Raw genomic sequence first — 14,697 nt, forward strand, 5'->3', positions numbered from 1 at the left:
ACGCCGAACTGTTCCGACAGCACCGGTTCGGTTGGCAGCTTGGCGCCCGGACCGAATTCGCCGGTCTGTATCTTTTTCAGCAGTTCCTGGGCCACGGTATCGCTCAGGGAAGTCCGGTTGGCATTCAGTTTATTGAACATTTTGTCTCTTCCAACTGCGTATTTTTATCGTAATGTGACCATATCATCATACGAATTATTGGAAAAATCAAGATTTGTTTCAAAGCCATTCCGTCCTTATTTATTCTTTCATGATGGGTATTGTCAATCTTGCCAACAATATGGTTCTTGCCCTGGGTCAAGGAATCGTCGGGTCATGATGACTAAGATCACAGTGATGCAAAAGTGCCAGTTGTCACATTCCAGTAGAATCCTGTCCTTGTGGAAATCTCCCGTGTCATGCCATCAGGATGGATATATTCGATGAACAGAATCGCAAGCGCTTATCTGATGTTATCTGCCGTTTCCTTGTCCATGTGGAGTGCTTCGGCCTCGGCGCAAATCCGGATAGGCGTGGATATCGCCGTCACCGGCCCCGCCGCCGCGATCGGTGCACCAACCAAAAACGCCATCCTGCTGTGGCCGAAAGAAATCGCCGGGCAGAAAGTCGAGTACATCATCCTGGATGACGCTTCCGATCCGACCAACGCGGTGCGCAACGCGCGCAAGCTGGTCAGCGAGGAAAAAGTAGACCTGATCGTCGGCCCCAACACCACGCCGGCGGCGCTGGCCATGCTGGACGTGGCGGCCGCGGCGGAAACGCCGATGGTGGCGCTGGCGGCTTCGGCCTCCATCGTCGAACCGCAGGACGCAAAGCGCGCCTGGGTATTCAAGCTGCCGCAGAACGATTCGCACATGGCGACCATCCTGACCCAGCACATGGCCGACAACGGCATCAAGACGGTAGGATTCATCGGTTTTGCCGACGCTTACGGCGACAGCTGGTGGCGTGAATTCTCGCGCCTGGCCGAGCTGCGCAAAATCAAGGTGGTGGCCAGCGAGCGCTACAACCGCAACGACACCAGCGTCACCGGGCAGATCCTCAAGATCATGTCGGCGCAGCCGGATGCGGTGTTGATCGCCGGCTCGGCGACGCCGGCGGTACTGCCGCAAAAGACACTGGTCGAGCGCGGCTACAAGGGCCGCATTTACCAGACCCATGGCATCGCCACCGCGGATTTCCTGAAAGTCGGCGGCAAGGATGTCGAGGGCACCTTCTTCCCGACCGGACCGGCGGTGGTGGCGAAGCAGCTGCCGGCCTCGAATCCGGTCAGGAAGACCGCGCTCGAGTTTACCCGTCGTTATGAAGCGGCCTACGGCGCCGACACCATGACGCAGTTCGCCGCCGACGCCTGGGGCGCTTACATGCTGATCGCGAATGCCGTGCCGCAGGCGCTGAAGTCGGGGCAGCCGGGGACCAAGCAATTTCGCGCGGCGCTGCGCAGCGCGCTGGAAAACACCCATGACCTGACCATCCCGCAAGGCGTGGTCAACATGAATGCCAAGGACCATGTCGGGCTGGACCAGCGTTCGCGCGTGATGGGCCGCATCGTCAACAATAAATTTACCTATGCATATGGCGGCTAGGCCGTAAAAAAGAAAGTAAAAAAGATGGATCAATTCAGGTTGTGGCTGCGCGGTTTTGTCCCGGGACAGGTGATGGTCAACAGCACCGAGCGCCTGCGCGCCTGCTGCGGCGCCTTGCTGGGGATCTTGCTGACCGGCCTGGTGAGCCACTGGGCACTGGGGCCGACGGCGGCGCTGCCTTTGCTGATCGCGCCGATGGGCGCTTCCGCCGTGCTGCTGTTCGGCGTGCCGGCCAGCCCACTGGCGCAGCCGTGGTCCATCATCGGCGGCAACCTGGTCGCGGCGGTGATCGGCGTCGCTTGCGCGCGCTGGATTCCTGATCCTTTGTTTGCCACGTCGATTGCGGTGTCGGCGGCAATCGGCGCCATGTTTGCCTTGCGCTGCCTGCATCCGCCCAGCGGTGCGGTGGCGCTGACGGCGGTGCTGGGCGGTCCGGCAGTGACCGGCCTGGGATTTCATTTCGTGCTGGCGCCGGTGCTGCTGAATTCATTTTTGCTGCTGCTGGTGGCGCTGCTGTTCAATAACGCCACGCGCCGCCGTTACCCGCACGTGGCCCATGTCGATCCTGGCAAACTGCACCAGACCAAAGACCAGTCCAGCGGCCGGCGCGTCGGTTTCACGCAGGAAGACCTGGATCATGTCTTGCACCAATACAATCAGGTGCTGGATGTCAGCCGCGACGACCTGGAAAACCTGATCCTGCAAACCGAGCTGCATGCCTATCGGCGCCGTTTCGGCGCGATCACCTGCGCCGACATCATGTCGCGCGATGTCGTCAGCGTCGAGTACGGCACTTCGCTGGAAGACGCCTGGGCCCTGTTGCTGAAGCACCGCATCAAGGCGCTACCGGTCATCAATTCGGCGCGGCGCCTGATCGGCATCATCACCCAGACCGATTTCATGCGGCAGGCGAACCTGCAGGTATACACCGGCTTCGACCAGAAACTGAAGCAGTTCATCCGGCGCACCACCAGTACCCATTCCGACAAGCCGGAAGTGGTCGGCCAGATCATGACCAGCGCCGTGCAGAGCGCCGAGACCGACGCCCATATCGTCGAACTGGTGCAGCCCTTGTCCGATTCCGGCATACACCACATCCCGATCGTCGACGACCAGCGGCGCCTGGTTGGCATGGTCACGCAGTCCGACATGGTGGCGGCGCTGTACCGCGGGAATGCGAATTTAACCACACCCTGACGCCGTTCCGGCATGCGGCAATTGCCGCAAACCGGCGCGGGCCGTACAATGGCGGGGTTTTGGTGCACGCGGACATGTCCATGTCCGCAGTTAAACGGGAAACACGATGCTCGGCAGGATCGCCAGCCAACGTGTGCTGCCCCCGCAACGGTAAAACAAGCGTCGCTGTGTAGTCACTTGCGACAGAGCGTGTCTCACACCACTGTGCATCAGTTTGCATGGGAAGGTTATGCGCTTGGACTTGTTAGCCCGGATACCGGCCAAAGCAGGTGGGGTAAAGAATAAGCATTCATAAAAGGCTTATTTGCTACTACCGTTAAACCGGGCTTGCGGGGAGGCAGGCCGGGGACTCTTATCGTAACCAACCATGACCTCATCTTTATCACGCCGCTGCGGCGCGACCTTGAAGCCGCTCGCGCTCGCTTCAGCCATTCTTTCGACCGCTGCCGCATCTGCGCAGACCATCCAGGAACAGCCGCTGGTGCCAGTGGTGGTGACCGCGGCCCGGGTCGAGCAGCCGCAAACCGACGCCTTGCCGCACACCACGGTCATCAGCGCCGAAGACATCCGCAATTCGCAGGCGCCGGACCTGCCGGCGTTGCTGCAACGCGAAGCCGGCCTGCAGATTACCCGCGTCGGCGGTCCCGGCCAGCAGGCTTCGCTGTTCATGCGCGGCGCCAATTCGTCGGAAACGCTGATCATGATCGACGGCGTGCCGATCCGGCGCCAGGCTTCGTTTGGCCTGCCGGCGCTGGAAAACATCTTGCCGGACCAGATCGACCACATCGAGATCGTGCGCGGCAACGTGTCGGCGATCTACGGTTCCGGCGCGATCGGTGGCGTGGTGCAGATATTCACCAAGCGCGGCAACGGCGCGCCGGCGTTCAATGCATCGGTCGAAGCCGGTTCGCGCGGCACATACGAGGGTAACGTCGGCGTCAGCGGCAAGAGCGGCGATACGCGTTACGCCTTGTCGCTGACACGTTTCAAGACCAACGGCTTCTCGGCGCAGAATCCTTTGCAGAGCCCGAACGTCAATCCCGACCGCAATGGCGACGGCAATACCAGCGTTTCCGGTTCGGTCTCGCAGGAATGGCGCGCCGGCAATGAAGTCGGCGTCCGCATTTACGCCAACGATGCCAAATACACCTACGACGATGCCTACGGCACGCCGACCGACCAGAACAACGGCCATTCGAAGAGCCAGTCGCTGGCGCTGTTCAGCAAGAACCGCTTCACCCAGGACTGGACTTCGACCCTGACCCTGTCGCAAAACATCAACCGCGACAATCTCGACGGCGAGGGCGCCTTCGGCAACAGCAGCAATGCCTACAAGAGCACCCAGAACCTGCTGCAATGGGCCAATGAACTGCGCTTGTCGCCGCTGTGGACAGCCACTGCGGGCGTCGATGCCGGCCGCGAAAAGGCCGACGTCAGTTCGAACAGCAGCTACGGCAATTCCAGCAACAGCTTTTCGCGCTCGACCTCCAGCGTATATGTCGGCGCGCTCGGCAAGATCGGCCCGCACCAGCTGCAGCTGAACCTGCGCCATGACGATGTCGGCGGTTCCGGCTCCGACAACACCGGCTACCTGGGTTACGGTTTCGCCCTGACCGACAGCGTCAAGCTGATCGCCAATGCATCGACTGCATTCAATGCGCCGACGCCGGTGCAGCTGTACCAGCCGATTTACGGCAACCCCGACCTCAAGGCCGAACGTTCGAAGTCGTATGAACTGGGCGTGCAGTACGCCGCCGGCGACACCTTGCTGCGGGCGACGCTGTTCGATACCCGCACCCGCGACCAGTTCGGCTACGATCCGCTGACATCGCAAACGATCAATATCGCCCGCGCCAAGAACCAGGGGCTGGAACTGAGCGCCAGCACCGTGCTGGCGGCAATCGACTGGCGCGCCAGCCTGACCTTGCAGAATCCGAAGGACGAGAGCAGCAACCAGATCCTGGCCCGCCGCGCCAAGACCCTCGGTTCACTGGGCGCCGCGAAGAGCTTCGGCGCCTGGCGTCTCGGCGCCGATGTGCAATACACCGACAGCCGCACCGACATTCCAGGCAATCCGCGGCTGGGAACATATTGGCTGACCAACGCCAATGCGCGCTACCAGCTGAACAAGCAGCTATCGCTGTTCGGCCGTATCGACAACCTGTTCAACCGCGAATACCAGACCGCCTATGGCTATAACCAGCCCTCACGCGGGCTGTTTGTTGGTGTAAATTGGCAGCAGTAAACAAATAACCGGCCGACCAACCAGCGAATCGCTCACGCCATTGACCAGCATTACCACTTTACGCCGCGCCATCGCCATCCTCTGCTGCCTGGCAGTCTTCGCAGCATTGGCGCTGGCGCTCGCGGTTTCTTGCGGCAGCAGCGGCTGCGGGCTGGCGGTCGACCAGGTTTACCTGTCCTTGCGCCTGCCGCGTGCGCTGACGGCGTTTGTGGTGGGCGGCTTGCTGGCCCTGGCCGGGGCATTGATGCAAGTATTGTTGCGCAATCCCCTGGCCGATCCTTATGTACTGGGTTTGTCCGGCGGTTCGGCGGCCGGCGCCTTGTCGGCCTTGCTGGTGGCCAGCCATTTCGGGTTCATGGGCGATGCTGCCGCCGCAGTGGGCGCAGCGGTTGGGGCCGGGCTGGCGGTACTTTTATTGTTTGGCCTGGCGCGCCAGGCCCTACGCCGTCTGCCAGATGTCGGCCAGCACAGCGGCCATCGCCTGATACTGACCGGGGTAATGATCGCCGCCGGCTTCGGTGCGATCGTGACGCTGGTGCTGACGCTGGCGCCTGACGGCGAGCTGCGCGGCATGCTGTTCTGGCTGATGGGCGACCTGGAAGATGGCCGCCTGTTGCTGCCGGCGGCTGTGCTGCTGTTGCTGATTCTGATCTGGAGTATTTTTAACGCGCGTCAGCTGAACCTGCTGGCGCGCGGCGAAGGTTTTGCGCAGTTGCTGGGAGTGCCGGTATTGCGCCTGCGTTTGCTGACCTTGTGCGCGGCTTCGCTGGCGACCGCGGCTGCAGTCACCGTGGCCGGCACGATCGGTTTTATCGGCCTGGTGGTGCCGCATGCGATACGCCTGCTGGTCGGCAACGACCAGCGCATATTGCTGCCTGCCAGCGTGCTGACGGGCGGCGCGGCGCTGGCGCTGGCTGACCTGGCGGCGCGCACCGCGGTGGCGCCTACCCAGTTGCCGGTGGGAGTAATCACGGCGCTGGTCGGGGTGCCGGTGTTCCTGTGGCTGCTGGCCAGGAGCCGTTCATGAACGCGGCCCCATTGCTGAGCGCCGAACAGCTGAGTGTGAGTGTGGGTAGCGGCGTCGGCCATAAAACCTTGTGCAGCGGATTGGACTGGCAAGTCGCGCCGGGCCAGTTCTGGTGCGTACTGGGCCGCAACGGCATCGGCAAGACCACTTTATTGCATACCTTGGCCGGCTTGCAGCGGCCGGCCGGCGGCCGCGTATTGATTGACGGCCGTGACATACAAACTATTTCAGCCCAGCAGCTGGCGCGCCTGCGCGGCTTGCTGGCGCAGCAGCAGGCGGATGCGTTTTCCAGCAGCGTGCTGGCGGCGGTGGTGGCCGGCCGCCATCCCTACCAGTTCGGTTTCGGCTGGGACATGGAGGACGACCGCGCGCTGGCGATGCAGGCGCTGGAACAGGTCAGGATGGCGGCTTTCAGCGCACGCGATGTGATGCGCCTGTCGGGCGGCGAGCGGCAACGGGTGGGGCTGGCGACCTTGCTGGCGCAAGACCCGCTGTTGTTCATGCTGGACGAGCCGACCGCGCACCAGGACGCTGCGGCGCAGATCGTGGTGATGGAGCTGCTGCACAAGGTAGCAAATGAGGTAGCAAATGCGCTGTCGCCGCAAAAAGCGGTGATCGCAGCCTGTCATGACATCAACCTGGTGGCGCGTTACGCCAGCCATGTGCTGCTGCTGGGCGACGGCCAGGTGTGGCAGGGCACTGCCGGCAGCGTGCTGCAGCCGGAAATCCTGCAGGCGGCATTCGGCTGTTCGTTCGAAGTGGTGGAAAACGGTTCGCGGCGCTTGTTCATGCCGGTCGCCAGCGTATCTTAAGAGATTAAAACAAATCAGCGGCGCCGGCTGCGCGCCAGGTCCAGCTTCTGGCACAGCTCGGTGGCGCCATCCAGTATGCGCGGCCCGGGGCGGCTCATCCAGTTCGGCGTCAGGGTAAACAGGTTATTGGCGGCGACTGCCGTCAGTTTGGGAAAGCGCCGCCAGCCGGCGCTGGGCGAACTGCCGCCATCGGCGGCGAAGATTACTTCCGGATCGGCTTGCAGCACGGCTTCGGTGCTGACGGTAGGCGCCAGCTGCGGCAGTTTGCCGAACACGTTTTCACCGCCGCACAAGGCGATCACGCTCGACACCATGTGGCTGTCGTTGAGCGTCATCAACGGTTTTTTCCAGATCTGGTAAAACACCCGCACCGGCGGCCGCCGGCGGTAAGTCGCGTCGAGTTGCGCCAGGCGCGCCTTGAACGCGGCTGCCGCCGCAGCGCCGCTGTCTTCAGTGCCGGCCAGCTGCGACAGCCTCAGCAGCGACGAAGCAATGGCTTCCAGTTGACGCGGTTCGCTTTCGAACACCGGGATGCCGATGGCGCGCAGCCTGGCGATCTGGCTGGCGGAATTGCCGCTGCTCCAGGCTACCACCAGGTCTGGCTTGAGGGCGACGATCCGTTCGATATCGAGTGCGCTGCTGCTGCCCATCGAAGCAATCTGCTTGGCCTCAGGCGGGTAGTCGCTATAGTCGCTGACGCCGACCACATAAGCGCCGGCGCCGGCTGCAAACAGCAGCTCGGTGGCATGCGGCGCCAGGCTGACGATGCGATGCGCGGGGTGATGCAGCACGACTGCATGTTGCGTATCGTCGCGCACGGTGATGGCCTGCGCGGACGCTGCCGAGGCCAGCGACAGCGCCATTGCTGCCGTTGCGCCAGTCCAGCTGCGCGGTGATTTGTTGCGGTCGGGCCGCTGCACGCTCAGGTCCGGATTCAGATTTCGAGATTGTCGATCAGGCGCGTGCCGCCCAGCTTGGCGGCGGCCAGCACCACCAGCTTTTCGCCTTGCGCCAGGTCGCCGGCGGCCGGCGCCTGCAGGTCGCAGCGCTTGCGGATCGAAATGTAGTCCGGCAGCCAGCCGCGGCCGCGCAGCTGCGCCATCGCTTGTTTTTCCAGCTCGAAAATGTCGAGGTGGCCGGCGCGTACTTCGTCGGCGACCTGGTTGAGGGTCTTGAACAGCGCCGGCGCTTCCGCCCGTTCTTCCGTGGACAGGTACATATTGCGCGAGGACAGCGCCAGGCCGTCGTCGGCGCGCCAGGTTTCGGCGGCGATGATTTCAGTCGGCAAGGCGAACTGCTTGGCCATGTTGCGCACGATCATCAGCTGCTGGTAATCCTTCTTGCCGAATACCGCAACGCGCGGCTGGACGCAGGAAAACAGTTTCAGCACGACAGTCGTGACGCCGGTAAAGAAGCCGGGGCGGAATTCGCCTTCCAGTGTATTGCCCAGGTCGTCAGGCGGCCGCACGCGGAATTCCTGCGGTTCCGGGTACAAGTCTTTTTCGGTCGGCGCGAACAGTACGTAGACACCTTCTTTTTCCAGTTTCTCGACGTCGGCGGCGAAGGTGCGCGGATATTTGTCGAAATCCTCGTTGGGACCAAACTGCAGGCGGTTGACGAAGATCGAGGCGACGATAGGATCGCCGTGTTTCTTCGCCAGCCGCATCAGCGACAGGTGGCCTTCATGCAGATTGCCCATGGTCGGCACGAAGGCGGTGCGCAGTTGGCCGCGCAGTTGGTCGCGTAGCTCTTCAATCGAGGAAATGATTTTCATGTCTAAATCGGAGGTGAGTTGTTTTTATGGAGAGGATGCAGCGCATCGCTGCGTGGAAGCGAAATCGGCAATTATGCCGGCGCGTAGGTTGGCGAATAGGCCAGCCGCACGTAAATCGGCGCGAACGGTTCCGCCTGGGTGATTTCAATCAGCGTTTCCTTGGCCAGCTCCAGCATGGCGATGAAATTCACCACCAGCACCGGTACTCCGCGCGACGGATCGAACAGTTCAGCGAACTCGACAAAACGCGCCGATTGCAGCCGCCGCAGGATCCCGGTCATGTGTTCCCGCACCGACAGTTCTTCGCGGCTGATGGTGTGGTGGGCGGTCAGCTTGGCGCGTTTGATGACATCGGCCCAGGCTGCCTGCAGGTCGTCCAGGTTGACGTCCGGCCAGCGCGTGACGGTGTTTTGTTCGATGTAGATCTGGGTGCGCACATAATCGCGCCCGAGCTGCGGCAAGGCGTCGATCTCGCGCGCGGCCAGCTTCATCTGCTCGTATTCCAGCAGGCGCCGCACCAGCTCGGCGCGCGGATCTTCGGCTTCTTCGCTGTCGGTCTTGCGGACCGGCAGCAGCATGCGCGATTTGATCTCAATCAGCATGGCCGCCATCAGCAGGTACTCAGCGGCCAGCTCGAGGTTGGTGATGCGGATCTGGTCGACGTATTCCAGATATTGCAAGGTGACTTGCGCCATCGGGATGTCGAGGATGTTGAAATTCTGTTTGCGGATCAGGTACAGCAGCAGGTCGAGCGGACCTTCGAATGCTTCCAGGAAGACTTCCAGCGCATCCGGCGGAATGTAGAGATCGGTCGGCATGCGGAACAGCGGCTCGCCGTAGAGGCGCGCAAAAGCCACGCCGTCGATCACGTTCGGTGTCGAATCGGGTTGGCCCTCCAGCGTCAGCTCAGCGGCGTCCGACAAATTCTGGCTCATCTGCTCTTTACCTGATCCGGGAGGAACTTAGTGGTTGTTCTGATACACGTAGGGTTGTTGATCGACGCGCGATTCCTTGGAGCGCAACTGGCTGTCCAGGTCGATCGGTGTCTTGTCCCACAGCAGGGCGCGGCCGGCCAGCTGCTGTTCTTCCAGCTTGGGATTGTTTTGCTTGAGTTCTTCGACGAACTTGGTGATGTCGGACTGATAACCGTTAATCTGTTTGGAGAATTTCATGGTTGCTTTGATAATTCGGTGGGAGTAGCCGCTATTTTATGCTATTTCCCGGCCGCCGCACCGGTTTGTCGTCGGCAGTAATATCCATATGGCAATTGATGAACGATATACTTGAGCAGTATCGAATGAAGGAGTCAGCATGAAATTATGGGTACGCAGCGTTTTGGCAGTCGTTCTGCCGTTCATGATCGCGGCTTGTGATCAGAATGGCAATTTCATACAGGAGGCCGGATTGGAAAAACTGAGCCGCGGAGTATCCACCGAAGCTGACGTGCGCAACGCCATGGGCCAGCCGGATACCGTCTGGGAGGCGGAAAGCGGGGAGCGTTCGCTGGAATATCCGAAAGGACCGTCCGGCGCCCGCACTTGGATTTTCTATATCGGCAAGGACGGCAAGCTGAGCGACTACAAGCAGGTCCTGACCGAAGAGAATTTCGCCAGGATCAAGGTCGGCATGAACAAGGAAGAGGTGCGCCGGATGCTGGGCCGGCCGCGCACCGTGGTGCAATTTACACGGAAGAACGAGGAAGTGTGGGACTGGCGCTACACCCAGGCCGACGCCAGCCAGGCTTTCTTCAACGTGCACATGGATATCACCAGCGGGCTGGTGACTGGCACTTCAGTGTCGCAGGTCTACGGACACTGATGCAGGGAGCTAGCGCTTCAGCCAGCGCCGCATCACGATAGGCGGTTCTTCCAGCGGATTGGCACGGGTGTATTCGAGTTCCGGCGCCAGTTCGAATTCGAATACCGCGTACAGGTCGGCCACCCGGGTCTGGTCGGCGCGCACCGCCAGCCGCAGTTCGTTGACGTCGGCGCTGCGGGCGCGGTGGATCACCGCTTCCATCAGATGCTGAGACAGGCTTTGGCCGCGGTATGCCGGCAACACGCCCATGCGCAGGATTTCCCAGACCTCGGTTTCGATATCCGACGGCAGCCAGCGCACCGAGCCGACAGGCTGGCTGTCCAGCGACAGCACGAAGCCGCCGCCGCGCTGCAGATCGTCATGCACCCGTTCCGTGCTCTCGCGGTGGCCGCTGGAGCTGGCGGCCACCCGCTCGGACCAGCAGGCGCGCGTCAGGCCGGCGATCAGTACCGCATCGTCGGCGCTGGCTTCGCGGATATGCAGGCTCATGCGGCGCCGCTCAGCTGACCCGCATGCCCGGTTCTGCGCCTGGCCACGGGTTGAGTACGTAGATGCCGGGATTGGCTTTGCCGTCGGCAGCCGAAGCGGCCAGCACCATGCCTTCCGAGATGCCGAACTTCATCTTGCGCGGCGCCAGGTTGGCCACCATCACCGTCAGCTTGCCGACTAGTTCTTCCGGCTGGTAGGACGACTTGATGCCGGAGAATACATTGCGCAAACGGCCTTCGCCGACATCCAGGGTCAGCCGCAGCAGTTTGTCGGAACCGTCCACATGCTCGCAATTGACGATTTTGGCGATGCGCAAATCTACTTTCACGAAATCGTCGATCTTGATTTCGGCGGCCAGCGGCTCGATTACGCTGCTGGCGTCATCTGCGGCAGCAGCTTCTGCCGGCGCCGCGGCTGCAGGTGCGTCAAACAAGGCGTCCAGTATCTTCGGCTCGACTCGCGTCATCAGATGGATATACGCGTTGATCTTGTGGCCGTCAGCCAGCGGATGGCCGACATCGGCCCAGACCAGCGGCTGGATCTGCAGGAAGTTTTCAACCTCGGCCGCCAGCGCCGGCAACACTGGTTTCAGGTAGATGGTCAGGATGCGGAACGCTTCCAGCAGGCGGCTGCAGACTTCGTGCAGGGCCGCTTCCTTGCTCGGATCCTTGGCCAGTTCCCATGGCTTGTTGGCGTCGACATAGGCGTTGATCACGTCGGCCTGTTCCATCACCGCGCGCAGCGCCTTGCCGTATTCGCGGCCGTCGTACAGCGCCTGGATATCGCCGGCGACGCCGCGCAGCTTGGCCAGGAACGGATCGCTGTCGGTAGCCCAGGCGGTGCTCAGCTTGCCGTCGAACTTCTTGGCGATGAAACCGGCGGCGCGGCTGGCGATGTTGATGTACTTGCCGATCAGGTCGGAATTCACGCGCGCCACAAAATCTTCCGGATTGAAATCGATGTCTTCCACTTTTGCGCTCAGCTTGGCGGCGATGTAGTAGCGCATCCATTCCGGGTTCATGCCCAGTTCCAGGTAGCGCAGCGGCGAGATGCCGGTGCCGCGCGACTTCGACATCTTTTCGCCGGAAACGGTCAGGAAGCCGTGCACGAACACATTATTCGGCACCTTCTGACCCGAGAAATGCAGCATCGCCGGCCAGAACAAGGTGTGGAAATAGGTGATGTCCTTGCCGATGAAATGGTACTGCTCGGTCTTCGGATCGGCCATGAAGGCGTCGTAGTCGCGTCCGATCTTGCCGAAATAGTTTTTCAGCGAAGCCAGGTAGCCGACCGGCGCGTCCAGCCAGACGTAGAAATACTTGCCCGGCTCGTCCGGGATCTCGATGCCGAAGTAGGGCGCATCGCGGCTGATGTCCCAGTCGCCCATGCCGCCGTCGCTTTCCAGCCATTCCTTGGCCTTGTTGGCGACTTCCGATTGCAGGCGTGGCTTACCGTCGGCGTTGCCCAGGGCCCAGCCGCGCAGGAATTCCACGCATTGCGGATCGGACAGCTTGAAGAAAAAGTGTTCCGACGATTTCATCACCGGCGTCGCGCCGGTCAGCGTTGAGTAGGGATTTATCAGGTCGGTCGGCGCATACACCGAGCTGCATACTTCGCAGGAATCGCCGTACTGGTCCTTGGCGCCGCATTTCGGGCATTCACCCTTGATGTAGCGGTCCGGCAGGAACATGTTCTTGACCGGGTCGTAGAACTGCTCGATGGTCTTGGTCGCGATGAAACCCGCCGCTTTCAGCTTGCGATAGATGTCGCGCGACAGCTCGTGGTTTTCCGGACCGTCGGTCGAGTGCCAGTTGTCGAAGGCGATATGGAAGCCGTCCAGGTATTGCTTGCGGCCGGCCGCGATCTGCGCCACGAATTCCTGCGGCGTGATGCCGGCCTTTTCGGCGGCGATCATGATCGGCGCGCCGTGCGCATCGTCGGCGCCGACGAAATTGACTTCATGGCCCTGCATTCGCTGGAACCGCACCCAGATGTCGGCCTGGATGTATTCCATGATGTGGCCGATATGAAACGCTGCATTGGCGTAAGGCAGGGCGGTAGTGACGAATAATTGGCGGGGAGTTGAAGTCAAAGCGATGCTCATTTGGCAATAATTTTGCAACGTCAAGCGCTGCTGGATGGAATAAAAGAGTGATTTTAGCAGTGACGGGCCTGTCCTTGCTTTAATCCTTGCGCCAATCCTGCTTTGCGGCAGGGCCGCGCCAGCGGAAAAACGCCGATTTGGTTTAGACTTGGCGCATCTTATAAAGAACGCGCAGAGGAAAAGTAATGAGCTTCACGATTGAAACGGTCAAGGCCGCATTGTCCAGTGTGATCGATCCGAATACCGGCAAGGACCTGGTGAGCAGCAAGTCGGCCAGGAATATCCGGCTGGAGGGCGCCGATGTGCTGTTCGACATCGAGCTGGATTACCCGGCGAAGAGCCAGTTTGCGCTAATCGGCGATGCCGCTATCGCTGCGGTCGGCGCGCTGGACGGGGTCGGCAAGGTCAGCCCGCACGTCTATTCGAAAATCCAGTCGCATGCGGTGCAGCGCGGCGTCAAGCTGATGTCCAACATCAAGAACATCATCGCGGTGGCGTCCGGCAAGGGCGGCGTCGGCAAATCGACTACCGCGGTCAACCTGGCCCTGGCGCTGGCGGCGGAAGGCGCCCAGGTCGGCATCCTCGACGCCGATATCTACGGCCCTTCGCAGCCGATGATGATGGGCATCAGCGGCCGTCCGGAAACCAAGGACGGCAAGACCATGGAGCCGCTGGAAAACCACGGCTTGCAGGTGTCGAGCATCGGTTTCATGGTCGATCCGGACGAGCCTATGGTGTGGCGCGGCCCGATCGTCACCCAGGCTTTGCAGCAGCTGCTGGACCAGACCAACTGGCGCGACCTCGATTACCTGATCGTCGACATGCCGCCCGGCACCGGCGACATCCAGCTGACGCTGTCGCAGCGCGTGCCCATGACGGGCGCCGTGATCGTCACCACGCCGCAGGACATCGCGCTGATCGACGCCCGCAAGGCCGTCACGATGTTCGAGAAGGTGGGCGTGCCCATCCTCGGCATCGTCGAGAACATGGCGGTGCACGTGTGCAGCAATTGCGGGCACGCGGAACATATCTTTGGCGAAGGCGGCGGCAAGCGCTACGCCCAGGAGAAGGGCATCGACTATCTCGGCGCGCTGCCGCTGGACATGCAGATCCGGCTGCAGGCGGACAGCGGCAAGCCGACCGTGGTGGCCGACCCCGACAGCGAGCCGGCCAGGATCTACAAGGCGGTGGCACGGCAGATGGCGATCAAGATCGCGGCCAAGGCCAAGGACTTCTCCGCCAGGTTCCCGACCATCACGGTATCGAAGGACACCTGAGGGCCGGCGGAGGCTGCACAGCGGTGCGGACCGCCCAGCACAGCAGCAGACACGCGGTGCATCCCTAGAGCACAATGCGCAGCGATGCCGCCTGTCCACTCGACCACACAGAACCATCTCCTGGCCGCGTTCCCCACTGCCGAATACGAACGTCTCGCCGCTGACCTGGAACTGGTGCCCATGCCGCTCGGCAAGGTGCTCAGCGAATCCGGCGGCCGGATGGAGCATCTCTTTTTCCCCGCCACGTGCATCGTTTCGCTGTTGTACGTGCTGGAGGACGGGTCTTCGGCCGAGATCGGTGTCGTCGGCAACGAAGGCGTCGTCGGCATCTCGCTGTTCATGGGCGGCCACACCACGCCCAGCCGCGC

General features: G+C 61.7%; 14 protein-coding genes, 1 pseudogene and 1 riboswitch. Of the genes and pseudogenes, 8 read left to right on the plus strand and 7 right to left on the minus strand.

Annotation, left to right across the window (positions count from 1 at the left end):
- Positions 1–140, minus strand: a 140-nt coding sequence (locus tag JWQ61_RS18825; protein ID WP_304361855.1) for a GntR family transcriptional regulator, incomplete at its 3' end; no start/stop codon positions are given.
- Positions 141–422: 282 nt separating this feature from the next.
- Between JWQ61_RS18825 and JWQ61_RS18830 the strand changes: the two genes are divergently transcribed.
- The 5 genes from JWQ61_RS18830 (at position 423) to JWQ61_RS18850 (ending at position 6,867) form a co-directional block, all read left to right on the plus strand.
- Entirely contained in the window at positions 423–1,586 is a 1,164-nt protein-coding gene (locus JWQ61_RS18830; protein WP_304361843.1) for an ABC transporter substrate-binding protein, read from the plus strand.
- 24 nt (positions 1,587–1,610) lie between these two features.
- A complete protein-coding gene (locus JWQ61_RS18835; RefSeq protein WP_304361844.1) occupies positions 1,611–2,783 on the plus strand; it encodes an HPP family protein in 1,173 nt (390 codons plus the stop codon).
- 43 nt (positions 2,784–2,826) lie between these two features.
- Positions 2,827–3,063, plus strand: a riboswitch (cobalamin riboswitch).
- An 87-nt stretch (positions 3,064–3,150) separates the two neighbouring features.
- Positions 3,151–5,028 (plus strand): TonB-dependent siderophore receptor, encoded by a 1,878-nt coding sequence (locus JWQ61_RS18840; RefSeq protein ID WP_304361845.1) that lies wholly within the window; start codon positions 3,151–3,153, stop codon positions 5,026–5,028.
- A 40-nt stretch (positions 5,029–5,068) separates the two neighbouring features.
- Complete coding sequence (locus JWQ61_RS18845) at positions 5,069–6,055, plus strand: iron ABC transporter permease (RefSeq protein WP_304361846.1); 987 nt, start codon at positions 5,069–5,071, stop codon at positions 6,053–6,055.
- Entirely contained in the window at positions 6,052–6,867 is an 816-nt protein-coding gene (locus JWQ61_RS18850; protein WP_304361847.1) for an ABC transporter ATP-binding protein, read from the plus strand. The genes JWQ61_RS18845 and JWQ61_RS18850 overlap by 4 nt, the downstream gene beginning before the upstream one ends.
- Before the next feature lie 14 nt (positions 6,868–6,881).
- On the opposite strand, the gene JWQ61_RS18855 is transcribed toward JWQ61_RS18850, so the two are convergent.
- The 4 genes from JWQ61_RS18855 to JWQ61_RS18870 form a co-directional block, all read right to left on the minus strand.
- Positions 6,882–7,787, minus strand: coding sequence for a cobalamin-binding protein (locus JWQ61_RS18855; RefSeq protein ID WP_304361848.1), 906 nt, complete (start codon positions 7,785–7,787; stop codon positions 6,882–6,884).
- A 14-nt stretch (positions 7,788–7,801) separates the two neighbouring features.
- On the minus strand, positions 7,802–8,641 hold the full coding sequence (gene panC, locus JWQ61_RS18860; RefSeq protein WP_014007460.1) for a pantoate--beta-alanine ligase: 840 nt from the start codon (positions 8,639–8,641) through the stop codon (positions 7,802–7,804).
- Positions 8,642–8,712: 71 nt separating this feature from the next.
- Entirely contained in the window at positions 8,713–9,576 is an 864-nt protein-coding gene (locus JWQ61_RS18865) for a ScpA family protein (protein WP_304361849.1), read from the minus strand.
- Between the two features lie 27 nt (positions 9,577–9,603).
- On the minus strand, positions 9,604–9,813 hold the full coding sequence (locus tag JWQ61_RS18870) for a DUF3460 family protein (RefSeq protein WP_304361850.1): 210 nt from the start codon (positions 9,811–9,813) through the stop codon (positions 9,604–9,606).
- Positions 9,814–9,952: 139 nt separating this feature from the next.
- On the opposite strand from JWQ61_RS18870, the gene bamE reads away from it, so the two are divergent.
- A complete protein-coding gene (gene bamE, locus JWQ61_RS18875) occupies positions 9,953–10,459 on the plus strand; it encodes an outer membrane protein assembly factor BamE (protein WP_304361851.1) in 507 nt (168 codons plus the stop codon).
- A gap of 9 nt (positions 10,460–10,468) precedes the next feature.
- Here bamE and JWQ61_RS18880 read toward each other — a convergent pair whose 3' ends face one another.
- Both JWQ61_RS18880 and metG read right to left on the minus strand, forming a co-directional pair.
- Entirely contained in the window at positions 10,469–10,948 is a 480-nt protein-coding gene (locus tag JWQ61_RS18880) for a GNAT family N-acetyltransferase (RefSeq protein ID WP_304361852.1), read from the minus strand.
- Positions 10,949–10,958: 10 nt separating this feature from the next.
- On the minus strand, positions 10,959–13,076 hold the full coding sequence (gene metG / locus JWQ61_RS18885) for a methionine--tRNA ligase (RefSeq protein WP_304361853.1): 2,118 nt from the start codon (positions 13,074–13,076) through the stop codon (positions 10,959–10,961).
- A 161-nt stretch (positions 13,077–13,237) separates the two neighbouring features.
- On the opposite strand from metG, the gene apbC reads away from it, so the two are divergent.
- Both apbC and JWQ61_RS18895 read left to right on the plus strand, forming a co-directional pair.
- Positions 13,238–14,329 (plus strand): iron-sulfur cluster carrier protein ApbC, encoded by a 1,092-nt coding sequence (gene apbC / locus JWQ61_RS18890; RefSeq protein ID WP_304361854.1) that lies wholly within the window; start codon positions 13,238–13,240, stop codon positions 14,327–14,329.
- Between the two features lie 84 nt (positions 14,330–14,413).
- Positions 14,414–14,697: pseudogene (locus tag JWQ61_RS18895) on the plus strand (Crp/Fnr family transcriptional regulator); the annotation flags it as partial.

The sequence above is a fragment of the Collimonas fungivorans genome (assembly GCF_028292705.1).
Classification (GTDB): domain Bacteria; phylum Pseudomonadota; class Gammaproteobacteria; order Burkholderiales; family Burkholderiaceae_D; genus Collimonas; species Collimonas fungivorans_B.